The organism is Arthrobacter sp. NQ4, from assembly GCF_029077345.1.
Classification (GTDB): Bacteria; Actinomycetota; Actinomycetes; order Actinomycetales; family Micrococcaceae; genus Arthrobacter.
On record NZ_JARETC010000003.1, the window covers coordinates 244,243 to 266,028 of the forward strand.

Annotated in this window: 17 protein-coding genes; 13 read left to right on the top strand and 4 right to left on the bottom strand. The window is 68.6% G+C overall.

Annotation, left to right across the window (positions count from 1 at the left end; translation table 11 throughout):
• Positions 1-3 precede the first annotated feature (3 nt).
• Positions 4-441: a YybH family protein gene (locus PUN51_RS07530; RefSeq protein WP_224025499.1), complete on the top strand. Its 438-nt coding sequence runs from the start codon at positions 4-6 to the stop codon at positions 439-441.
• Positions 442-547: 106 nt separating this feature from the next.
• Positions 548-1,279: a glutamine amidotransferase gene (locus tag PUN51_RS07535; RefSeq protein ID WP_224025498.1), complete on the top strand. Its 732-nt coding sequence runs from the start codon at positions 548-550 to the stop codon at positions 1,277-1,279.
• Between the two features lie 57 nt (positions 1,280-1,336).
• Here PUN51_RS07535 and PUN51_RS07540 read toward each other — a convergent pair whose 3' ends face one another.
• Complete coding sequence (locus PUN51_RS07540) at positions 1,337-2,746, bottom strand: MFS transporter (protein ID WP_159632465.1); 1,410 nt, start codon at positions 2,744-2,746, stop codon at positions 1,337-1,339.
• Between the two features lie 277 nt (positions 2,747-3,023).
• On the opposite strand from PUN51_RS07540, the gene PUN51_RS07545 reads away from it, so the two are divergent.
• From PUN51_RS07545 to PUN51_RS07565, 5 genes are all read left to right on the top strand, one after another.
• Positions 3,024-4,445, top strand: coding sequence for an MFS transporter (locus tag PUN51_RS07545; protein WP_224025497.1), 1,422 nt, complete (start codon positions 3,024-3,026; stop codon positions 4,443-4,445).
• A 1-nt stretch (position 4,446) separates the two neighbouring features.
• Positions 4,447-6,666, top strand: a complete 2,220-nt coding sequence (locus tag PUN51_RS07550) for a molybdopterin oxidoreductase family protein (protein ID WP_224025496.1) — start codon at positions 4,447-4,449, stop codon at positions 6,664-6,666.
• The gene (locus PUN51_RS07555; protein WP_224025495.1) at positions 6,663-8,222 is read left to right on the top strand and encodes an FAD-dependent oxidoreductase; all 1,560 of its coding nucleotides are present in this window, start codon (positions 6,663-6,665) and stop codon (positions 8,220-8,222) included. The genes PUN51_RS07550 and PUN51_RS07555 overlap by 4 nt, the downstream gene beginning before the upstream one ends.
• 84 nt (positions 8,223-8,306) lie before the next feature.
• Positions 8,307-8,942, top strand: a complete 636-nt coding sequence (locus tag PUN51_RS07560) for a hypothetical protein (protein WP_275180388.1) — start codon at positions 8,307-8,309, stop codon at positions 8,940-8,942.
• 141 nt (positions 8,943-9,083) lie between these two features.
• Entirely contained in the window at positions 9,084-10,541 is a 1,458-nt protein-coding gene (locus tag PUN51_RS07565; protein ID WP_224025493.1) for a benzaldehyde dehydrogenase, read from the top strand.
• Positions 10,542-10,634: 93 nt separating this feature from the next.
• On the opposite strand, the gene PUN51_RS07570 is transcribed toward PUN51_RS07565, so the two are convergent.
• Together PUN51_RS07570 and PUN51_RS07575 are read right to left on the bottom strand one after the other, a co-directional pair.
• Positions 10,635-10,883, bottom strand: coding sequence for a hypothetical protein (locus PUN51_RS07570; RefSeq protein WP_224025492.1), 249 nt, complete (start codon positions 10,881-10,883; stop codon positions 10,635-10,637).
• Positions 10,884-11,011: 128 nt separating this feature from the next.
• The gene (locus PUN51_RS07575) at positions 11,012-12,427 is read right to left on the bottom strand and encodes an NAD(P)H-quinone dehydrogenase (protein WP_224025491.1); all 1,416 of its coding nucleotides are present in this window, start codon (positions 12,425-12,427) and stop codon (positions 11,012-11,014) included.
• Positions 12,428-12,531: 104 nt separating this feature from the next.
• On the opposite strand from PUN51_RS07575, the gene PUN51_RS07580 reads away from it, so the two are divergent.
• Complete coding sequence (locus PUN51_RS07580; RefSeq protein ID WP_224025490.1) at positions 12,532-13,350, top strand: purine-nucleoside phosphorylase; 819 nt, start codon at positions 12,532-12,534, stop codon at positions 13,348-13,350.
• A gap of 57 nt (positions 13,351-13,407) precedes the next feature.
• Positions 13,408-15,156: a phospho-sugar mutase gene (locus tag PUN51_RS07585; protein ID WP_275180389.1), complete on the top strand. Its 1,749-nt coding sequence runs from the start codon at positions 13,408-13,410 to the stop codon at positions 15,154-15,156.
• A 49-nt stretch (positions 15,157-15,205) separates the two neighbouring features.
• On the opposite strand, the gene nirD is transcribed toward PUN51_RS07585, so the two are convergent.
• The gene (nirD, locus tag PUN51_RS07590) at positions 15,206-15,586 is read right to left on the bottom strand and encodes a nitrite reductase small subunit NirD (RefSeq protein ID WP_275180390.1); all 381 of its coding nucleotides are present in this window, start codon (positions 15,584-15,586) and stop codon (positions 15,206-15,208) included.
• Positions 15,587-15,845: 259 nt separating this feature from the next.
• Here nirD and nirB point away from each other — a divergent pair, with 259 nt between their 5' ends.
• The 4 genes from nirB to PUN51_RS07610 all read left to right on the top strand — a co-directional run bounded on the left by nirB (position 15,846) and on the right by PUN51_RS07610 (position 21,776).
• On the top strand, positions 15,846-18,485 hold the full coding sequence (gene nirB / locus PUN51_RS07595; protein WP_275180391.1) for a nitrite reductase large subunit NirB: 2,640 nt from the start codon (positions 15,846-15,848) through the stop codon (positions 18,483-18,485).
• A 2-nt stretch (positions 18,486-18,487) separates the two neighbouring features.
• On the top strand, positions 18,488-19,519 hold the full coding sequence (gene cobA, locus PUN51_RS07600) for a uroporphyrinogen-III C-methyltransferase (protein ID WP_275180392.1): 1,032 nt from the start codon (positions 18,488-18,490) through the stop codon (positions 19,517-19,519).
• A gap of 14 nt (positions 19,520-19,533) precedes the next feature.
• Positions 19,534-20,682: a uroporphyrinogen-III synthase gene (locus PUN51_RS07605; protein ID WP_159632480.1), complete on the top strand. Its 1,149-nt coding sequence runs from the start codon at positions 19,534-19,536 to the stop codon at positions 20,680-20,682.
• Positions 20,683-20,906: 224 nt separating this feature from the next.
• Positions 20,907-21,776, top strand: a complete 870-nt coding sequence (locus PUN51_RS07610) for an FAD-dependent oxidoreductase (protein ID WP_275180393.1) — start codon at positions 20,907-20,909, stop codon at positions 21,774-21,776.
• Positions 21,777-21,786: the final 10 nt, after the last annotated feature.

Here is a 21,786-nt window from a genome sequence, read left to right on the forward strand (position 1 = left end):
GCCATGCTCGCACCAAGTTTCCAGGAAGAAGTGGACCGCTACCACCAGGCGGTCCCTGAAATCACCCGGGGAAACCCGGCGCCGATCAAGGACCTGTATTCCCGGCTGGATGACGTCACCCTGGCCAACCCGTTCGGCGGCATAGCCCGCGGCTGGGCGCATGTGGAGGCGCGGCTGGACCAGGCCGCGCGGCAGTTCCGCGACGGCGAGATGCTGGGCTTCGACACCGTCACCTCCTACACGGCCCGCGACACCGCATACCTGGTGGAGACCGAACACTTCCGGGCACGGCTGGACAGCGCCGCCGCCACGGAGGAGTTCGCGCTCCGCGTGACCAGCATCTTCCGCCGCGAGGAGGGCTACTGGAAGCTGGTGCACCGGCACGCGGACCCCGCCGCCCGGCCACAGTCCCGCCGCTCGCTCACGCAGCCTCCGACCTGAGCCGGCTGCCCCGCGGGCGCCTGCGGGTGCCCGGGGGCCCGTTGCCGGCACGGTGACCGCTGCTCGAATGCTGGCAGGCGGCGCCGGCAGGATGCAGACTTAGCACATGCTGCCTTTCCTGCTCCTGGCCTCCCGCGCGGAAGACGCCGCCGCTGAGGACGAGTACGCCGCATACCTAAGGTACGGCGGGCTGGAGGAGCGGGAGCTGCACCGGATCCGGCTCGAAGCCGCTCCCCTGCCCCCGCTGGACCTCTCCAGGTACTCCGGTGTCATCGTGGGCGGCAGCCCGTTCACGTCCAGCGACCCGCCGGAGCACAAGAGCACGGTCCAGCACCGGGTAGAGCAGGAGCTGGCCGCACTGCTGGACCAGCTGGTGGCCCGCGACTTCCCGTTCCTTGGCGCCTGTTACGGGGTGGGCACCCTCGGGAGCCACCAGGGCGCCGTGATCGACCGGACCTATGGCGAGCCCCTCGGCGCGGTGGAAGTGGAGCTGACCCGCGAAGGCCTGCAGGACCCCATCCTGCAGGGAATGCCCCAACGGTTCACGGCGCTGACCGGACACAAGGAGGCCGTCAGCTCGCTGCCCCCGCACGCCGTCCTCCTGGCACGGGCCGCCACCTGCCCGGTCCACATGTTCCGGATCAGGACCAACCTGTACGCCACCCAGTTCCACCCCGAACTGGACGCAGACGGGCTGGTGACGCGAATCGATATCTACCGGGACGCCGGGTACTTTCCACCGGAATCCGCCGAGGAGCTCATGGCTGCTGCACGGCGGTTCACCGTCACCGAGCCCATGGCCGTGCTGAAGAACTTCGTGGCCCGCTACGCGCGGTGAAAACGGCAATGCCCGGCGTGCCGAAAGGCAGCGCCGGGCATTGGGGCAAACGAAGCGTCAGGCGACGTTGTTCTCGTAGTCCAGGTCGCGGGTCTCACGGGTGAGGAACAGCGCGATCAGGGTCAGCACAGCCATGGATGTCAGGTAGATGCCTACCAGCAGCGGGCTGCCCTTGGCGGCTTCCCACAGGGCGACGGCGATGAACGGGGCCACCGCGGCACCCAGGATGCTGGAGAAGTTGTAGCTGATGGCTGAGCCGGTGTACCGGACGTTCGTGGGGAACAGTTCCGGCAGCAGCGCACCCATGGGGCCGAAGGTGAGGCCCATGAGGGAGAACCCGAGGATCAGCAGGCCCATGGTGCCCACGAAGCCGCCGCTGAACAGCGGGACAAACAGCAGGCCGAAGACGAAAATGCCGGCGGTGACGGCCATGAGCATCTTGCGGCGGCCGTACTTCTCGGCCAGCGGTCCGGAGACCAGGGTGAAAATGCCAAAGAATACGACGCCGGCAATCAGCATCCAGAGGAAATCGTTGCGGCTGTAGCCAAGGCCCGGAACGAACGCGGCGGCAGCGGCTTCGGACATGGGCTTGCCGGCCTTTTCGGCTGCGGCCTTGGCGCCCTCCAAAGTGGGCTTGGTGCCGTAGGTCAGCGTGAACGTGGTCATCAGGTAGAACAGCACATACGTGGCCAGCATGATGAAGGTGCCCAGGATCAGCTGGCGCCAGCTGGACTTGAAGACCCGGCCCAGCGGAAGCTTGGCTACCTCGTTCGATTCCACCACCTTGGTGAAGGCCGGGGTTTCGATCAGCTTGAGCCGGACGTAGAGGCCCAGGATCACCATGACGGCGCTGAGCAGGAACGGGACGCGCCAGCCCCAGGCCTGGAAAGCTTCCGGGGTCAGGGTGTAGCTGGCCACCAGGAAGATGACGTTGGCAATGATGAAGCCGATGGGGGCACCGAGCTGCGGGAAGGTGCCGTAGATGGCGCGCTTGTTGGCGGGGGCATTCTCCGTGGCCAGCAGTGCCGCGCCGCTCCACTCGCCGCCGAGGGCCAGGCCCTGGGCGAACCGCAGGACCACCAGCATGGCCGGCGCCCAGAACTCCCAGCCCGGAACCAGCGCCGTGGGCAGGCAGCCGATGAGGAAGGTTGCGATGCCCATGGTCAGCAGCGACGCCACAAGGGTTCCCTTGCGGCCGAACTTGTCGCCGAAGTGCCCGAAGACGATCGAGCCGAGGGGGCGGGCAACGAAGGCCACGCCGAAGACGGCGAAGGAGCTCAGCAGCTGGGTGGTTTCGTTCGCGCCCGGGAAGAAGAGCTTCGGGAACACGAGCACGGCGGCCGTGGCATAGACGTAGAAGTCGTAGAACTCCACAGTGGTGCCGATCAGGCTGGCCACGATAACGCGGCCGCGGGAGTTCACCGGCTGGTGCGAACCAGGCACCTTGGTGGTATCGGTGGATGACATGGGTAAACGCTTTCGTGAGATCGGCCGGGCGCAGGCAGTGCTGCCTCCCGGCGCGAATAGTTAGAGTTCGATCTTACTTCGCCGCGTCCAGTCAATGGACGAAACGTCCACAATGCGGACCTGTGTTGTGCATCTCATATTCCGGGCCCTGGCACCGCCTCACGCCGCATGGCGGGCCCGGATAGGCAAAAGTCACAGCGCGTTAACAAACATCGACTGTCCGCGAAACGCGCCGTCCCTACCTTGGAGGAACAACATCCCCCGAAGGAGGTAACCCGTGACTGTTGACCGCACCGTTGATGCCGTATCCGCCAGCGCACAGCCCGGCCCTACCCGCACTACTGACGCCCCCGCCCTTGAATTCCGCCCCGGCCGCTGGATCGCCAACTGGGATGCCGAGAACAAGGAACAGTGGGAGGCCGCAGGCCGGGCCATCGCCCGCCGCAACCTGAACTGGTCCATCTTCGCCGAGTTCCTCGGCTTCGTCGTCTGGCAGCTGTGGTCCATCGTCGTGGTCCAGCTTCCCGCCGCAGGCTTCACCTTCTCCACCTCGGAAATCTTCTGGCTCATCTCCATGCCAAGCCTGGTGGGTGCCACCCTCCGCATCCCCTACACCTTCATGGTCCCCCGCTTCGGCGGCCGCAACTGGACCATCGTCTCCGCCCTGCTGCTCCTGATCCCCTCCACCGGGCTGGCCCTCTGCGTCTCCAACCCGGACACACCGTTCGGTGTCATGCTCCTGGTGGCTGCCCTCGCCGGCTTCGGCGGCGGCAACTTCGCCAGCTCGATGGCCAACATCACGTTCTTCTACCCGGCCAGGGAAAAAGGCTGGGCGCTGGGACTGAACGCCGCGGGCGGAAACCTGGGGGCCGCCGTCGCACAGCTTGCCGTTCCCATCGTCATCACCCTGCTTGCCGCGGGCACCGTCAACCTTCCCCTGGCGGGCTGGATGTGGGTCCCCTTCATCCTGCTGGCCGCATTCGGCGCCTTCAAGTACATGAACAACCTCACCAGCGCCAAGGGTGACGTGGCCGGCTCGGTCGCTGCACTGAAGGAACCGCACCTGTGGATCATGGCGCTGCTGTACATCGGCACCTTCGGCTCCTTCATCGGCTTCGCCGGTGTATTCCCCAAGCTGATCAAGGACTACTTCCCCGCGTTCTCCTCCATTGGAGTGGGAACCGTGGCCCTGTCCCTGGCCTTCCTCGGCCCCCTGGTGGGTTCGCTGGCCCGTCCCTACGGCGGCCGCATGGCGGACCGCATGGGCGGGGCCCGGATGACCGTGTCCGCCTTCGCCGCGATGGCCGTGATCACGCTGACCATGATCTGGACCCTGCCGCTGAAGAACTTCCTGCTCTTCCTGGTCCTCTTCCTGATGCTGTTCACTGCCAGCGGCTTCGGCAACGGGGCCACGTACCGGATGATTCCGGTCATCTTCGCCACCTCCAGCCGGGCTGCCCGGAACGGTGCAAACCCGGTGGCCACCCAGCGGCTCGCGTCCTCGGCCCTCGGCCTGATCTCCGCGATCGGCGCTTACGGCGGCTTCGTGATCCCCCAGGTGCTCAATGCCTCCAGCACCGCCAGCGGCTCCTACACCCCGGCCTTCTACGGATTCGTCGGCGCCTACGTCCTGATGCTGGTGGTCTGCTGGACCTGCTACATCCGCAACGCCGGCCGGAACGCGATGGGAAACGTCTAACATGACCAAAAGCGCCGACACGCACTGCCCTTACTGCGCCCTGCAGTGCGCCATGACGCTCACGTCCCCGGCGGACCTGCCCCCGGCTTCGCAGCCGGGGCCAGGCCCCGCTCCTGCACCTGCCGGCTCCAAGGCATCCCCCGTCCTGGACGTGGCCGGCCGGGACTTCCCCACCAACCGCGGCGGCCTGTGCCGCAAGGGCTGGACCTCGGCCACGCTCCTGAACCACGCGGGCAGGATCACCGAGCCCCTGCTCAGAGGTGCTGACGGGATCCACCGTCCCATCGGCTGGGACCAGGCCCTGGACCTCGCCGCTGCGGCAGTCAAGGACGCCCGCGCCCGGTACGGTGCGGACGCCGTCGGCGTCTTCGGCGGCGGCGGCCTCACCAATGAAAAGGCCTACCAGCTGGGCAAGTTTGCCCGGCTGGCGCTGGGCACCTCCCGGATCGACTACAACGGCAGGTTCTGCATGTCCTCCGCTGCCGCAGCGGGGATGCGCGCCTTCGGCGTGGACCGCGGGCTGCCGTTCCCGCTCGAGGCCCTGGACACCGCCAGCACCATCCTGATGCTCGGATCCAACGTTGCCGAGACCATGCCGCCGTTCGTCCAGCACCTGCAGGGAGCCCGCGACGCCGGCGGGCTGGTTGTGGTGGATCCCCGCCGCTCCGCCACCGCGGCCTTCACGGCCGACGGCGCCGGCCTCCACCTCCAGCCCCTTCCCGGCACCGACCTCACCCTGCTGCTGGGCCTTTCGCACGTGGTCATCCACGAGGACCTGGTGGACACCGCCTACCTCCAGGAGCGCACCTCGGGCTACAACGCCGTCGTCCGCAGCGTGAACGCCTTCTGGCCTGAACGCGTCCAGTCCATCACCGGCGTCCCCGCGGACCTGATCCGCGAAACCGCCAGGATGCTTGCCGCAGGTGCCCGCAGGGGCGGCAGCTACATCCTCACCGGCCGCGGCGTGGAACAGCACGTGGACGGCACGGACACCGCCACCGCGGCCATCAACCTCAGCCTCATGCTGGGCCTGCCCGGCTCCGCCCGCAGCGGCTACGGCACCCTCACCGGCCAAGGCAACGGCCAGGGCGGCCGCGAGCACGGCCAGAAGGCCGACCAGCTGCCCGGCTACCGCAAGATCACCGACCCCGCCGCCCGCGCGCACGTCGCCGCGGTCTGGGGCATCCCCGAGGAACTCATCCCCGGCCCCGGCCTGCCCGCCGTCCAGCTGCTGAAGTCACTGGGACAGCCCGACGGCGTCCGGTGCCTTTTTGTCCACGCCTCCAACATCGCGGTGGCGGCACCTGACGCCAACGCCGTGATCGAGGGGCTGCGGAGCCTGGACTTCCTGGTGGTCTGCGACTTCTTCCTGTCCGAGACCGCTGCGGAGGCGGACCTGATCCTTCCCGTGCTCCAGTGGGCGGAGGAGGAAGGCACCCTGACCAACCTGGAAGGCCGCGTCCTGCGCCGCCGCCGTGCCATCTCCCCTCCCGCCGGCGCCCGCAGCGAACTCTGGATCATGGCCCGCCTGGCCGAGCGCCTGGACGCCCCGTCCACCTACAGCGACGATCCGGAAACCGTCTTCGAGGAACTCCGCCTGGCTTCCGCGGGCGGCCTGGCCGACTACTCCGGCATCGACTACGCCATGCTGGACCGCGGCGAGGCCGCCCACTGGCCGTACCCGGCCGGCAGCACCGGAACGCCCCGGCTGTTCCGGGACGGCTTCGCCCACCCCGACGGCAAGGCGGTCATGGTCCCGGTGGCGCCGCGCCGCCGCCGGACTCCCGCGGCTGAAGCCGCCGGGCACGCAACAGGCCCCGCCGGCACACCCATGACCCTCATCACCGGCCGCCTCCTGGAGCACTACCAGTCCGGCGCCCAGACCCGCCGGGTCGCCGAGCTCGCCGCCGCCCAGCCGGAGGCCAAGATGCAGATCCACCCGGCGGCGGCCGACGCCATGGGCATCGCCGCCGGAACGCTGGTATCGGTGTCCAACGGGCGCGGCGAAGTGGTGTGCCGGGCCGAGCACAGCACCGCCATCCGCCCGGAAACGGTGTTCCTGCCCTTCCACTTTCCCGGGGCTGAGAGCGCCAACCGGCTGACGGAAGCGGCGACGGATCCGGTCTCCGGGATGCCCGAGTTCAAGTTCAACACCGTTTGGGTCCGGCCCGTGGCCGCGCCCGAATCCGCCCGCATGCTTCAAACGACGGAGGCCTCATGAGCGAGCAGATTGTCATTGTGGGATTCGGCCCCGTGGCCGCCCGGCTGGTGGACGAGCTCCTGCCCGCCGTGCGCAGCGGACACGCCAGGCTCACAGTGGTGGGCCAGGAAGCCGAGGCCGCCTACAACCGCGTCCTGGTGGCCGATCTCGGCGTCGGCCGGACCACCGCTGACGCCCTTGCCCTCGCCGACAGCGCCGAGCTGGTTGCCGAGGGAGTGGATGTCCGGCTGGGCGTACGGGTTAAGCGCGTGGACCGGGCGCGGCAGCAGGTGGCCCTGTCCGACGGCGCGTCCGTGCACTACGACCGGCTGGTGTTTGCCACGGGATCCCGGCCGGTGATTCCCAACCTCACCGGCATCAATCCGGACCCGTCTTCCCCCGTGCTGCCTGCCGGAGTCACGGCATTGCGGGACCTGCGCGACGCGGAAGTCCTGCGGCAGGCGGTGGACGGCGGCAAGCGCGTGGTGGTCCTGGGCGGCGGCGTCCTGGGCCTGGAGACGGCGCTGGCGGCCGCGGAGGAAGGCGCCACGGTCACCGTGGTCCACAACGGCCCGCACCCGCTGGGCCGCAGCATCGACCGCGGCGGCGGGGCGGTCCTGGCTGCCGGACTGCGCCGCTGCGGCGTCCGGGTGGCCGGCAACGCCCGGTCCACCGGCGTTGAGCACAACGCGCCCGACGGCGGGTTTTCGGCTTTGCTGCTGGACGACGGATCAGCGATCGACGGCGACCTCCTGGTCATCTCCTGCGGCGTGCGTCCCCGGACGGAGCTGGCCGAAGGCTGCGGCCTCTCCACCGGCACCGGCATCCTGGTGGACCACCGGCTGCGGGCGCACCACGAGCCGCACATCTTTGCCATTGGCGACTGCGCCGAAGTCCGCTGCCCGGACCCGGGCTGCGCCACGTGCCGGAACGCCTCCGGACCGTCCGGGCTGGTGGGTCCGGGCTGGCGGCAGGCCGAATGGCTGGCCGGTTACCTCACCCTGTTAGCTGAAGGGGCAGAAGCGGACGCCGAAGTGCTGCCCGCGCTGCCGCCGGAACAGCCCGGCGTCGTGGTCCTGAAAGCCCGGGGCATGAACATGGCCGTGGCCGGGGACAACGCTGCCGAGCCGTGGGACGAGGAAGCCCTCACGGCCGGGGCCGTCAACGGAAGGCCGCGCCTGCAGGTGTCGCAGTGGGCCGATCCCGAGCACGGCCGGTACGTCAAGATGACCACCCGGGGCGGTGTGCTGGAAGGCCTGGTGGCGGTGGGCATGCCCCGGACCGCGGCCGAACTCGTGGGACTTTTTGAACGGGGGGCCGAGCTGCCCGCCGACCGGTCGCTGCTCCTGCGCCTGGATGGACCGGACCAGCTGCCCGGGGCCGGGGCTGCCGACCCCGCGGGCACCGTGTGCCGGTGTGCGGGGGTCAGCGGGGCGGCCATCACGGCGGCGGCCTCTGACGGCTGCTCCACGGTGGCCGAGGTTTCCAGGGCCACCCGCGCCGGAACCGGGTGCGGCGGCTGCCATGAGGACATCAAGGGTCTCATCGAACGGCACTTCCAGGCAGCCGCCGCATAGCAGCTGCGGGGCTTTGGCCCCTTGGCACCGGGATTCCCCAGGGCTTGAATGGTCACAGGATTCCACTGGCCGCAGGAGGCACCCATGTCCTTCCCTCTCGTACTGGCCTTCGCCGCGGTGGTGCTCGCCGCCGTGGCCGGAGTACTCCTTGTCCGGGAGAAGGATCCGCAGCGCCGGGCCCGTGCACTGGTGAAGATGGGCGCGGTGGTCATGACGGTCTTCACTGCGGCGGCCGTGACCTTCATTGGCGGCTACGCCATGGATCAGCCCGGCGGCATGACGGGGCTGATGATGACCTTGTCCTGGTTTGCTCCCATGGTGGTCCTTGCGGCCCTCGCCTGGTTCCGGCCGGCCGGAGCATCTCCCCTCCTGGCGGCGCTGGCCGTGCTACTCGTCGCGGTCTGCGTGTGGTTCGCCCTCGATCCCGCGACGGCCCGCAGCCTCCAGGATTCGAACGGGCCGGTGGTGGCCATCGGCGTCGTCGCCCTGGCGTTCCCGGCCGCTGTCCTGGGACTTAAACGGTCAGGCGCGGCCGGCTGGCTGCTGTTTGCCATTGGCACGCTGCCGCTGCTGATCACGGTTCTTGGCCGGTCGGGGCCTGCGGCCTCCTTGGCCTCCGCCAGCGCGGTTCCGCTGATAACCGGCATTACCTACCTGGTGGCCTCGCGGCTGGCACGGCGGGACCCGGCCGCCCGGAATAGGCTCCCGGCCTCGGCATAAGCTTCCGCACGGATACCGCTGCCTTTTCCTGTCCATGCCCTTGACGGCGGCGTCCGCACAGCATGTGATGGACGGGACTGACCCGCGCTCCCATCTTCCGGGCCGGACGCCTGATGTCCGGACCAACGAAAGGACCACCCTATGTCCCTGCTCGACTCCGCCCTCTGGGAAGGCAAGATCTACCTCAACGGCTGGCGGGCGGGCGGCGGCGGTACCGGCACCAGCATGGAACCGGCCACCGGTGAGCAGCTGGGCAGCTACGGCGTGGCTTCCGTGACGGACGTCCGCGAAGCAGCAACCGCCGCCGCGAAGGCACAGAAGGAATGGGCCGCCCGCAACCCCGAGGACAGGGCCGCGGTACTGCGCCGCGCCGGGCAGCTCTGGGAGGAGCACGCAGCCGAGGTCCAGGACTGGATCGTGCGCGAATCAGGTGGAATTCCGCCCAAGGCAGGGCTGGAAACGCATATCGCCGCCAACGAATGCTACGACGCCTCGGCGCTGCCCTCACTCCCAGCCGGGGACGTCCTCACGTCCAACGAAAACCGCTGGTCCTTTGCCCGGCGCCGTCCTGTGGGCGTCGTCTCCGTCATCGCGCCGTTCAACTTCCCGCTGATCCTTTCCATCCGCGCCGTGGCCCCTGCCCTGGCATTGGGTAACGCCGTGCTGCTCAAGCCGGACCCGCGGACCGCGGTCTGCGGCGGCGTGACCGTGGTGCGCATCTTCGAGGAGGCCGGGCTTCCGCAGGGCCTGCTCTCCCTGCTGCCCGGCGGCGCGGACATCGGAGCCGCCGTCGTCGAAGCCCCCGAGGTCCGCGTGATCGCCTTCACGGGATCGACGGCGGCCGGCCGGAAGATCGGTGAAACGGCGGGCCGGCTGCTCAAGCGCGCCCACCTTGAACTCGGCGGCAACAATGCGCTCATCGTGCTCCCCGGCGCCGACCTGGCCAAGGCGGCCTCCGCGGCGGCGTTCGGCTCGTTCATGCACCAGGGCCAGATCTGCATGGCTGCCGGACGCCACATCGTGCATGAGGACATCTACGACGACTACGTTGCCGCCTTGTCGGAGAAGGCGGCCCACCTGCCCGTTGGCGATCCCAAGAGCGGCACCGTGGCGCTGGGTCCAGTGATCGACGAGCGCCAGCTGCAGCGGGTGGACGGGATCGTCCAGGACGCGGTCCAGGCGGGCGCCCGGCTCGCCGCCGGGGGAACCCACGACGGCCGCTTCTACCAGCCCGCCGTGCTGGTTGACCTGAACACTGACAGTCCTGCCTGGAAGGACGAAATCTTCGGCCCGGTGGCCCCGGTGATGAAGTTCTCCACCGTGGATGAGGCTGTGGCGCTGGCCAACGACAATGAGTACGGCCTGTCCATCGGGATCCTGGGCGACGTCGGGCTGGCCATGACCATCGCCGACCGGCTCGACTCCGGGAAGGTCCACATCAACGAACAGACCGTCTCCGATGAAGCGAACTCCCCGTTCGGCGGAACGAAGAACTCCGGCAACGGCTCGCGGATCGGCGGCCACCACGCCAACATGGAGTCGTTCACCGAGATCCAGTGGCTCACGATGCGCCCGGACATCGCCCCGTACCCGTTCTAGGAACCCAACCGACCCTGGCCAGGGCTTTCACACCGCACGTGGGAAAGCAGGACGCTGCCGGCCCCGCAACGTAAGCAGGGCCGGCAGCGGCTTCTACGCCGTTGCCGCTGAATCAAACTCCCCGCCGGCTACGGCCTCGGCATACTTGGTAAGGTCCGGGCCGGGCTGGAAGTCCACGAACTGGTCTTTCAGCTTCTCAAACAGGAACTCGTACACCTTGTCCTTCCCCGAGCCGGACAGGGACGACGCCGCCTCGCGGACCGCCTCCTGCAGTGCCTTGTCAGCATCCAGCAGGATCTTTTCCCGCGCCTGCTCGTTCCACTTGATGTCCTGCAGTTCCATAAGCTTCTCCTTGCGTCGACGCTGGTACAGGAACGGCCGGGAACTTCAAGGAAATTCCCGGCCGCGCCTGGTTCGAGTCTAGGCAGGGGCCCCGGAGGGGTCCAGCCCGCGCTTGCCCGGGGAAAGCCTTACATGTGGACGTGCAGGCGGCGGGCTGCCTCGGAGATGGATCCGGTGAGCGACGGGTACACCGTAAACGTGCTGGCGACGTCGTCCACGTGCAGCTTCTGCTTGACCGCGATGGAAATGGGGAAGATCAGCTCCGAGGCATTGGGTCCGACCACCACGCCGCCGATCACCGTGCCGGAGCCCTTCCGGGCGAAGATCTTCACGAACCCGTCCTTGGCGTTGCGCATCTTGGCGCGGGCGTTGCTGCGCAGGGAGAGCTTGATGACGTCGGCCTGGTACTTGCCGGACTCGATCTCGGCTTCGGAGACGCCCACGTTCGCGATTTCCGGTGAGGTGAAGATGTTGGAGGCCACCTGGTGGAGCTTGAGCGGGGTGACGCCGTCGCCCATGAAGTGCGCCACCGCGATCCGGCCCTGCATGGCGGCCACGGAGGCCAGCGGCAGGACGCCGGTGCAGTCACCGGCGGCGTAAATGTTCGGGGCCGTGGTCCGGGAGACGCCGTCGACCTTGATGTGGCCGCTTTCGCTCACGGCCACGCCGGCCTCCTCAAGGCCAATCCCCGCAGTGTTGGGGATGGAGCCAAGGCACAGGAGGCAGTGGCTGCCCGTCACCTTGGTGCCGTCGGAAAGCGTGACCACCACGCCGTCGTCCGTGCGTTCCACGGTCTGGGCACGGGAGCGGGACAGGACCCGCACACCGCGGCGTTCAAAGACTTCCTCCAGGACCACTGCGGCGTCAACGTCTGAGCCGGGCAGCACGCGGTCACGGCTGGAGACCAGGGTGACCTTGGAACCCAGGCCGTTGTAGGCGGACGCGAATTCGGCGCCGGTGACGCCGGACCCCACCACAATGAGCTCCTCGGGCAGCTCGTCGAGGTTGTAGATCTGCGTCCAGTTCAGGATCCGTTCGCCGTCCGGGCGGGCCGTTTCCAGCTCGCGGGGGTGCGCGCCTACCGCCAGCAGGATGGTGTCGGCTTCGACGGTTTCGGTGCCGTCCACGGTCAGGACTTCGATCCGGTGGCTGTCCAGGAGCCGGCCGGAGCCTTCGATGATGCGCACGCCCTGTTTCTCCAGGCCGTCGCGGATGTCCCGGGACTGGTTGCGGGCCAGGTTAAGGAGGCGGTCGTTGATGTGCTTGAGGTCGGCGCGCATGACCGGGACGAAGTCGCCGCCGTCGACGTCGAACTTCACTCCCAGCTCGCCGGCTTCCGCGACGCGGGTCATGAGGTCGGCCGTGGCAATGAGGGTCTTGGAGGGGACTACGTCGGTCAGCACCGCGGATCCACCGAGCCCGGCACGTTCGATGACGGTAACGGTCGCCCCCAAAGAGGCGGCCACCATGGCAGCTTCGTATCCGCCGGGACCACCTCCCAGGATTGCGATCCGGGGGGAACTGAAATCTGGATGCGTAGTCACAGTCATCCATTCTCTCCCATTTACGGCCCGACCACCAAGAAATCAGGGTGCTTTCCGGGCCTGCCGTGACCGGGGCAACATGGGCGGCAGGATAACTTGTACTGGTGAGTACAACAGACTTCCTGAACACGGACCCGTTCGCCGCCGCCCGCGCCGCCGCGGACTACATTGCGGAAGAAACCGGAGTGGACCGCCATGACACCGCCCTGGTTCTCGGTTCCGGGTGGGGCGAGGCCGCAGACCTGATCGGCGAGACCACCGCCACGCTGTCCGCCGAGGAGGTTCCCGGCTTCCACGCCCCCGCCGTGGAAGGCCACGTTGGCACCATCCGTTCCGTGCTGACCACGTCCGGCAAGCGCGCCCTGGTCCTGGGCGCGCGCACCCACTACTACGAGGGCAGGGGCGTCCGCGCCGTGGTGCACGGCATCCGGACCGCTGCGGCTGCCGGATGCAGCACCCTCGTCCTCACCAACGGCTGCGGCGGCCTCAACGAGGACTGGGCCCCCGGCACCCCGGTGCTGATCCGGGACCACATCAACCTCACCGCCGCCTCCCCGCTGGAAGGCGCTACGTTCGTGGACCTGACGGACCTGTATTCGCCGCGGATCCGCGGGCTGGCCCGGGAAGTGGACCCCACCCTGGACGAGGGCGTGTACGCACAGTTCCCCGGCCCGCACTATGAGACCCCGGCGGAGGTGCAGTATGCCAAGCGGATCGGCGCGGACCTCATCGGGATGTCGACGGCGCTTGAGGCCATCGCTGGGCGTCATGCCGGCATGGAGGTATTCGGCATTTCGCTGGTCACCAACCTTGCGGCAGGCATCAGCCCCCAGCCGCTCAGCCACCAGGAAGTCATCGAGTCCGGCCAGGCAGCGGGACCGCGCATTTCCAGGCTGCTGGCTGACATCATCGCCCGGCTCTAACGGGTCAGGCGCCCGGGGTGCGCCACGTGGGCGGGCAATGACGATAGCGTTATGCCCATGACGTCTTCCGATGCCGAACTTCGCCTGCTCACCGAAGCCCGCGAATGGGCTGCCCAAGACCCGGATCCCGCAACGGAGGCGTCGCTCCTGGAGCTGGTCCGCCTCGTGGAGGATGGCGATCCCGCGGCCCGGCAGGAACTGGAAGACAGCTTCCGCGGCACACTGCAGTTCGGCACTGCGGGACTGCGGGCCGCGCTGGGCCCCGGCCCAAACCGGATGAACCGGGTGGTGGTCCGCCGGGCTGCAGCGGGACTCGCGGCGTTCCTGGTGGAGGCCGTGGCCAAGGCGGCGGCCGGCACCCGGCCGCGCGCCGTCGTCGGCTATGACGCCCGCTACAACTCGGATATTTTCGCCGCGGAAACGGCGGCGATCTTCACCGCGGCCGGCATCGAGACCTTCCTGCTGCCGGCAGCCCTCCCCACTCCCCTGCTGGCCTACGCTGTCCGCGCCCTGGAGTGCGACGGCGGCGTCATGGTCACCGCCAGCCACAACCCGCCGCAGGACAACGGGTACAAGGTGTACCTGGGGCGGCACGCGGTAACGGCAGAGGGCGACGGCGCCCAGATCGTGGCGCCGTACGATGCCGAAATCGCCGCGCGCATAAGCGCCGTGGGGCCGCTGGAGTCAATAGCGCTGGCAGGGGACGGATGGACCGTCCTGGACGGCTCCATCGCCGCCGAGTACCAGCGGGCGACGGCGGCACTCGCCATGCCGGAGCGCTTTCCGGCCCGCGATCTTCGGATTGTCCTGACGCCGCTGCACGGCGTCGGAGGCGGGACGGCGCTGGAAGTGCTCAAGGCGGCAGGTTTCACGGATGTCACCGTGGTGGCCGAGCAGGCCGATCCGGACCCCGATTTCCCCACCGTCAGTTTCCCCAACCCGGAGGAACCCGGCGCACTGGACCTTGCCCTGGAGGCAGCGGCGCGGCTGGACGCCGACCTGGTCATCGCCAATGACCCCGACGCCGACAGGGCTGCCGTGGCGGCCAAGGACCCCGACACCGGCGCGTGGCGCATGCTCCGCGGGGACGAAGTGGGGTCCCTGCTGGGCGCCCACATGGTGGCCCGGCTCGCGGACGGCGACTCCCTTGCGGAGGCTGACGGCCGCCGTGTGTTCGCCAATTCGATTGTGTCCTCCCGCCTGCTGGCCCGCATCGCCGCCGCCGCCGGACTCGACCATGAGGAAACGCTGACCGGATTCAAGTGGATTTCGCGGGTGCCCGGGCTGGTCTACGGGTATGAGGAGGCGCTGGGCTACTGCGTGGCGCCGGAGCAGGTGAAGGACAAGGACGGCATTTCCGCCGCAGTCCTGATTGCCGAACTCGCTGCCACCGCCAAGGCCGCGGGCAAGACGGTCTTCGACACCCTGGACGAGCTGTACCTCCAGCACGGCCTGCATGCCAGTGACCAGCTGAGCATCAGGGTTGCGGACCTGGGACTGCTGGACGCCATGATGAACCGCCTCAGGGTTTCCCCGCCGGAGTCGTTCGGGCAGTCAGCGGTGGAGGTGTTCACGGACCTGGCCGAAGGCAGCGCGCAGTTGCCGCCCACGGATGGCCTGCTTTACATCACCCGGAACCTGACCCGCGTGATCATCCGGCCCAGCGGCACCGAGCCCAAACTCAAGTGCTACCTGGAAGTCATCCACCAGGTGGGCTCCGCCGCGGAACTGCCGGCGGCACGCCAGGCGGCACGCGCCTCCCTCGATGAAGTCCTCCACGACGTGAGCGAGGCGCTGGGACTTTAACCGGGGAAAGGGCGTGCCTCTTCGGCGCGCCCTTACCCTGCGGAAAATCCTAGAGCTCCACCTCGACGAAGCCGTCCCTGACACGGGTGCTGAACGCTGTCAGCCGCAGGCCCGGAGTGGTGAAGCATTCACCGGTCTCCAGATCGTAGACCTCCTTGTGCAGCGGCGAGGCGATCGTGGGGCGGGTGCCCTTGGAGCCGAGGATACCGCGGGCCATGACGTGGGCTCCGGTGGCGGGGTCCTCATGCGCCACGGCGAAGACTTCGCTGGGGCCGGTGCGGAACAGTGCCACCTGGCGGCCTGCCACCAGGGCGGCCTCGCCCCATGCCGGTTCGAGGTCATCCACCATGCAGACACGGTGCCAGCCGGTCCCGAACCCGGCGGTGTCTGATTCGGCGGCGAGCGCCCCAAGTTCAAGTGTTGCCGTCATGTCCGGCTCCTTTCCCTGTGCCTGTTGTCCCTTGCATTGGCAGCTTTTGCGGCCGTGTCCCACGCTAGGGTCCGGGTGTTTCAAAGGGGTGCGGTGAATGTGTCCGGCGCGTAAAAGAGACCTAACGCGGGCGGAAATGCGTTCGTGATGCAGAAGTTAAGTTGACGAAACAATTGGGAAACTGAGGCGAAACTGCCCCTTCCTAGGCTGGATGCACAAGCTGCAGAGCACCGTCTGCGGCCCATGCGAAAGGCCCACAGTGACCGAACAGACTTCAAGCACAGAGACTCCGCGCCGCATCGTCGTCGCCGGCGGCGGCCCAGCGGCCCACCGTTTTGCGGACGCCATGCATGCCCGCGGCCTCGACGGCTGGCATGTCACGGTCCTCACCGAGGAAGCCCACCTCCCCTACGACCGGGTGGCACTTTCCAAGGCCCTCACCGATGCCGGGGTGGACCTCACCCTGGGCACCGCCTCCATGTGGGACCACGGCTCGCTGGTCCTGAAGACCGGCGAGCGCGTGGTGAAGATCAATCCGGAAACAAAGAGCGTGGAAACCGCCGCCGGCCACAGCTACGAGTACGACCAGCTGGTGGTGGCCACGGGCTCGGACGCCGTACGCCTGCCCATCCCCGGTGCTGAGCACGCCCACGTGTACCGGACGCTTGAGGACGTGTGGGCCATCAACAAGGCCATCGCCGAACTCACCGCAAAGCTCGGCCGCAAGATCAACGCGGTGACCATCGGCGGCGGACTCCTGGGCCTTGAGTCGGCCGCCGGCACCGAGCAGCTCGGCGCCACCCCCGTCGTCATCAACGGGGCCCCCTGGCTGATGAACACCCAGCTGGACGAGGGTGCGGGCCAGGCCCTGGGCCGGCTCATCGAGGCGAAAGGCTTCGAGGTCCACGGCGGTGTCTTCCCTTCCGAAATTTTGGCGGACGACGACGGCCAGGTCACCGGAGTGCTCATGGCTGACGAACGCGTCATCCCGGCAGACCTGGTGATTGTCGCCGTCGGCGTCAAACCCCGCGACGAACTCTTCCGCGCCGCCGAGGGCGAAGACCAGCTCTTCAGCCTGGGCCCCCGCGGCGGGGTGGTCATCAACGATTACTGCGCCACCGAAGTACCGGGCATCTGGGCCATTGGCGAAGTGGCCAACTTCGGCGGCATGTGCCTGGGCCTGGTGGCGCCCGCCAACACCATGGCCGAGATTGTGGCCGACCGGCTCCACGGCGGCGACGCCACCTTCCCGGGTTTCGACACCGCCACCAAACTCAAGCTCTCAGGCGTGGACGTTGCCAGCTTCGGCGATGCCTTCGCCCGCACCGAACATGCCCTCGAAATCGTCTACGCCGACCCCGCCCGCGGCGTGTACCAGAAGATCGTGACCACCGACGACGCGAAGACCCTCCTGGGCGGCATCTTCGTGGGCGACGCCTCCCCGTACATGAGCCTGCGCCCGCTCCTGGGCCGCGAACTTCCCGCCGAGCCCGGCGCGTTCCTCAGCGCGGCCGGCGGCGGGGACGCTCCGGAAACCGAACTGCCGGACGACGCCACCCTCTGCTCCTGCAACAACGTCACCGCGGGAACCATCAGGGACACCATCAACGGCTGCGGCGCCTGCGAGGGCAACGCCCCCGTCCAGGAGCTGGGCGAGCTGAAGGGCTGCACCCGTGCCGGCACCCAGTGCGGTTCCTGCGTGCCGATGTTGAAGAAGCTGCTGGAAACTGAGCTGACCAAGTCCGGCGTCGAGGTCTCCAAGGCCCTGTGCGAGCACATCGAACTGTCCCGGCAGGAACTCTTCGACGCCATCCGTGTCCTGGGGCTGACCTCCTTCGAGGAGATCATGGCCAAGTACGGCACCGGCGCGGGCTGCGACATCTGCAAGCCCACCATTGCCAACATCCTGGCCAGCCAGAACAGCGCCTACGTGCTGGACGCCGGCCGCGGAACCCTGCAGGACACCAACGACCGCGCCCTGGCCAACATGCAAAAGGACGGCACCTACTCGGTGGTCCCCCGCATCGCCGGTGGCGAGATCACCCCGAAGAAGCTCGGAGTAATAGCCGCCGTCGCCGAAAAGTACGGCCTGTACACCAAGATCACCGGCGGCCAGCGGATCGACATGTTCGGCGCCCGGCTCGAACAGCTCCCGGAGATCTGGAAGGAACTGGTGGACGCCGGCTTCGAGTCCGGCCAGGCGTACGGCAAGAGCCTGCGCACGGTGAAGTCCTGCGTCGGTTCCACCTGGTGCCGGTTCGGCGTCCAGGACTCCGTGGCCATGGCCATCCAGCTGGAGCTGCGGTACCGCGGCCTGCGGAGCCCGCACAAACTCAAGATGGGCGTCTCCGGCTGCGCCCGCGAATGCGCCGAGGCGCGCGGCAAGGACGTGGGCGTGATCGCCACCGCCGACGGCTGGAACCTCTACGTGGGCGGCAATGGCGGTGCCACGCCGGCGCACGCACAGCTGCTGGCCAAGGACCTGGACGACGAGACCCTGATCAAGTACATCGACCGCTACTTCATGTACTACATCCGCACCGCCGACCGCCTGCAGCGCACCGCCCGGTGGCAGGAAGAGCTCGACGGCGGCATCAAGCACGTGGAGGACGTGGTGGTCAAGGACACGCTGGGCATCGCCGCAGAGCTCGAGGCTGCCATGGCCAAGCACGTGGACACCTACGTCGACGAATGGGCCGACACCCTGAAGGACCCCGAGCGCCTGCGCCGGTTCCGCTCCTTCGTCAACGCCCCCGACCAAAAGGACGATTCCATCACCTTCGTCCCGGACGAGCGCGGCCAGATGCGCCCCGCCACTCCCGAAGAAAAGGGAAAGGTCCTGATCGGGTCCTCCATCCCGGTCCGCACCGCCACGACCACCCCTGGAAACGAGGCATAACCATGCAGCTCAGTATCGACCTCACCGGCCGGGACGTCCTGGTGACCGGCACCCCTGCTGCCGCGCGGCAGGCGGTGCGGCGGTACAAAGCCGCGGGCGCCGTCGTCCACCGCCTCACCAGCCCGCACGACGCCCAGGGCGCCCCGCTGCCGAAAGGACTGTTCCTGGTGGCCGCCGTCGAGGACGGGCAGCCCGGCTGGGCCGGACTCCTGGACCGCTGCCGGGACGCAGGCATCCCGGTCGCTGCCGAACCTGCTGCCGGTGCCGCCGGGCACGCCACCCTGGTAGGGGGCGGGCCGGGCACCAGCGACCTCCTCACCGTGGCCGCCGTCAAGGCGCTGCGCGATGCGGACGTGGTGTTTTATGACCGCCTCGCTCCGTACCAGGAACTGCCGCTGCTGACGTCCGCGGAACTCGTGGATGTGGGGAAGAGGCCGGGGCACCACAAGGTCAGCCAGTCGGATATCGAAAAGCTGATGGTGGAAAGTGCACTGGCCGGGAACAATGTGGTCCGCCTCAAGGGCGGGGACCCCTACGTATTCGGCCGCGGAGGCGAGGAAGTAGCCGCTTGCGTGGCCGCCGGCGTCCAGGTCCAGGTGGTGTCCGGCGTGACCAGCGCCATCTCGGTGCCCGCCGCTGCAGGCATCCCGGTCACCCACCGGGAAGTCAGCCACATGTTCACGGTGGTTTCCGGGCACGCCCCGCTCACCGAAAAAGAGCACCACCATTTGGCCGGCCTGGGCGGCACCATCGTGGTGCTCATGGGCATCGGCACCCTCCACCAGCTCGCCGCCGGCCTCCGCCGTGCCGGGATGCGCCCGGACATGCCCATGGCAGTGGTGGAACGCGGATACCGGCCGGGCCAGCGCACCACCATCGCCGACCTGGGCACCATCACCTCTGCCGCGGCCGGCTGCAGCAACCCGGCCGTGCTGGTGATCGGCGAGGTAGTGCGGGTGGCTGAAGCCAACCAGCAGCACGCCGCTGCCGCCGCCGACCTGGACCGGTTGGCGGCCTCGCTGCTGGGATCATGAAAGGATTGACCCCCATGACTGCACTTGCACCGGCCGAATCACCGCAGGCTGAAGAATCCACCGACGCCGCGGAGTCGCCGCTGGAGGGATTCCGCATTGGCGTCACCTCGGACCGGCGGTCCCGCGACCTGATCGAGGCCCTGGAACGGCGCGGCGCTGAAGTGCTGCACGCCCCCGCACTGAAGATCGCCCCCGTCCAGGAGGACATGCGCCTCATCGAGGACACCCGGGCCATCATCGCGGCCAAGCCCGACCTCTGCATCGCCACCACCGCGTATGGCATGCGCCGCTGGTGCGAGGCAGCGGATTCCTTCGGGATCGGCGACGAGCTGCTGGAGACGCTGGGCAGCTGCCGCATGTTCGTCCGGGGACCGAAAGCCCGCGGTGCGGTGCGCGCGGCGGGCCTTGCCGACGTCGGCATCAGCAGCGACGAAACCACCTCCACCCTGGTGGACATGCTGCTCACCGAGGGCGTCCGCGGCAAAACCGTTGCCATGCAGCTGCACGGCTACACCGATGTGCGGCAAATCGAGCGCCTGCGCATGTCCGGCGCCACGGTCCTGACAGTCACGCCCTACCGCTGGGTCAAGCCCGACGGCGAGGACAGGCTTCCGCGGCTGATCGACGCCGCCTGCACCGGCAACCTGGACGTCCTGACCTTCACCAGCGCCCCCGCCGTGGACGCCATGTGGAGCACGGCCCATGAGATGGGGCTCTACAAGCAGCTGGTGGAGAGCCTGAAACTGAACGTCACCACGGCCGTGGTGGGTCCCGTCACGGCCCAGCCCCTCCTGGACGCCGGCATCACGCCGCTCATCCCGGAGCGGTTCCGGATGGGCGCCCTCATCCGGCTGGTGTGCGAGCACCTGGCACTGAACCACGTCCGGCGGCTGGAGACCCGCTCCGGGAGCATTGAGCTTCGGGGCCGGAGCCTGCGCATCGACGGCCAGCAGGTGGAACTGGCACCGGCTCCCCTGCTGCTCCTGCGTGCCCTGCTCGGCGCCGGCGGCGCGGTCCTGTCCCGCGAATCGCTGTCCGACCTGCTGGAACTGCGCGGCTCCGTCCACGCGCTGGACATGACCGTGAGCCGCCTGCGGTCCTCGCTGCCGGACGGCAAGCTGATCGAAACCGTGGTCAAGCGCGGGTACCGGATCCGCGTCTAAGTGGTCGCGGCCGGGCGCCCAGCGCCCGGCGCGGCGGCTTTTGTGTCGACGGACGGACGAATGAGAGGTGCGTCACGGGTTCTGTTACCGGCCGGTAAATACTGGCGAACACGGGCCCGTTAAACAGCAACTGAGGGGAAACACCCCGGAAAAGACGCGCGCCTACGCTGTTTTCCATCACGAAGTTCCGGCCGCTTACCGGCCGCCAGCGAAAGGGCCAGCACATGTCCGCTCCGGCACCCTCACCGTCCACCTCCACCGCAACCCGCATCGTCATTGCCGGCGCCGGCCCCGCTGCGCAGGCCCTGGTGGCGCAACTGGACCGTGCCCGGTTCACCGGCACCATCACCGTGCTGAGCAACCGCGATGACACCCCCGGCGAACTGCTGGAGCTGGCTCTGCTCCCCCAGGTTTCCGTACGCTTTGGCCAGCCTGCCAGCCACATCGACGCGTTCAACCGCACGGTGGCAACGGCTGACGGCATGGAGTTCGCCTACGACCAGCTGGTCATCGCCACCGGCTCCGCCCCCGTGGCGAACCCGGTCGACGGGGCCGCGCAGTGCCTGAGCTATGCCACCATCGATGACGCACCGCGCATCGCGAAGGGCGTGCAGAAGGTGGCTCGGGAGCTGGGGCGGCGCCCGGTGGGGATCCTGGTGGGCACCGGAGCAGCGGCGGGACAGGCCGAAGCGGTTCTGCGGGCCAAGGGTGTGCGGCCCATCCGCACCACTGCCCGCCCCGCCGCCGTCATCCCTGCGGTCGTATCCGGTGCATCCGCCTCCCGGGTTGCCGCGTCCGCCGTGGTCTTCGAGGATGGCAGCAGCATGACCGGTGACCTGGTTGTCCTGGCTGAGGAACGGGTCTCCCGCGATGGCCTGGCCGCCAGCGCGGGCCTGCAGACCGCAGCCGGGGGTGGCATCGTGATCAGCCGGGACTACCGCACGTCTGTTCCGGGGATCTGGGCCATCGGGGACGCGGCAGCGTTCGACGGCGTGCGGCTGGGGCTGCTGGTGGCAGCAGCTTCGGCGGCAGGCGCCTGCGCCACCCAGCTGCTGACGGCGGCAGCGGAGGCGCCGGCCCTGCAGGCGGCCTGAGCGGCTGTAC

Excerpts from the sequence above, each read along its gene's own strand:
- PUN51_RS07530 (WP_224025499.1), top strand. The coding sequence starts at position 4 with ATGCTCGCACCAAGTTTCCAGGAAGAAGTGGACCGCTACCACCAGGCG.
- PUN51_RS07535 (WP_224025498.1), top strand. The coding sequence starts at position 548 with ATGCTGCCTTTCCTGCTCCTGGCCTCCCGCGCGGAAGACGCCGCCGCT.
- PUN51_RS07540 (WP_159632465.1), bottom strand. The coding sequence starts at position 2,746 with ATGTCATCCACCGATACCACCAAGGTGCCTGGTTCGCACCAGCCGGTG.
- PUN51_RS07550 (WP_224025496.1), top strand. The coding sequence starts at position 4,447 with ATGACCAAAAGCGCCGACACGCACTGCCCTTACTGCGCCCTGCAGTGC.
- PUN51_RS07555 (WP_224025495.1), top strand. The coding sequence starts at position 6,663 with ATGAGCGAGCAGATTGTCATTGTGGGATTCGGCCCCGTGGCCGCCCGG.
- PUN51_RS07560 (WP_275180388.1), top strand. The coding sequence starts at position 8,307 with ATGTCCTTCCCTCTCGTACTGGCCTTCGCCGCGGTGGTGCTCGCCGCC.
- PUN51_RS07565 (WP_224025493.1), top strand. The coding sequence starts at position 9,084 with ATGTCCCTGCTCGACTCCGCCCTCTGGGAAGGCAAGATCTACCTCAAC.
- PUN51_RS07570 (WP_224025492.1), bottom strand. The coding sequence starts at position 10,883 with ATGGAACTGCAGGACATCAAGTGGAACGAGCAGGCGCGGGAAAAGATC.
- PUN51_RS07585 (WP_275180389.1), top strand. The coding sequence starts at position 13,408 with ATGACGTCTTCCGATGCCGAACTTCGCCTGCTCACCGAAGCCCGCGAA.
- nirD (WP_275180390.1), bottom strand. The coding sequence starts at position 15,586 with ATGACGGCAACACTTGAACTTGGGGCGCTCGCCGCCGAATCAGACACC.
- cobA (WP_275180392.1), top strand. The coding sequence starts at position 18,488 with ATGCAGCTCAGTATCGACCTCACCGGCCGGGACGTCCTGGTGACCGGC.
- PUN51_RS07605 (WP_159632480.1), top strand. The coding sequence starts at position 19,534 with ATGACTGCACTTGCACCGGCCGAATCACCGCAGGCTGAAGAATCCACC.
- PUN51_RS07610 (WP_275180393.1), top strand. The coding sequence starts at position 20,907 with ATGTCCGCTCCGGCACCCTCACCGTCCACCTCCACCGCAACCCGCATC.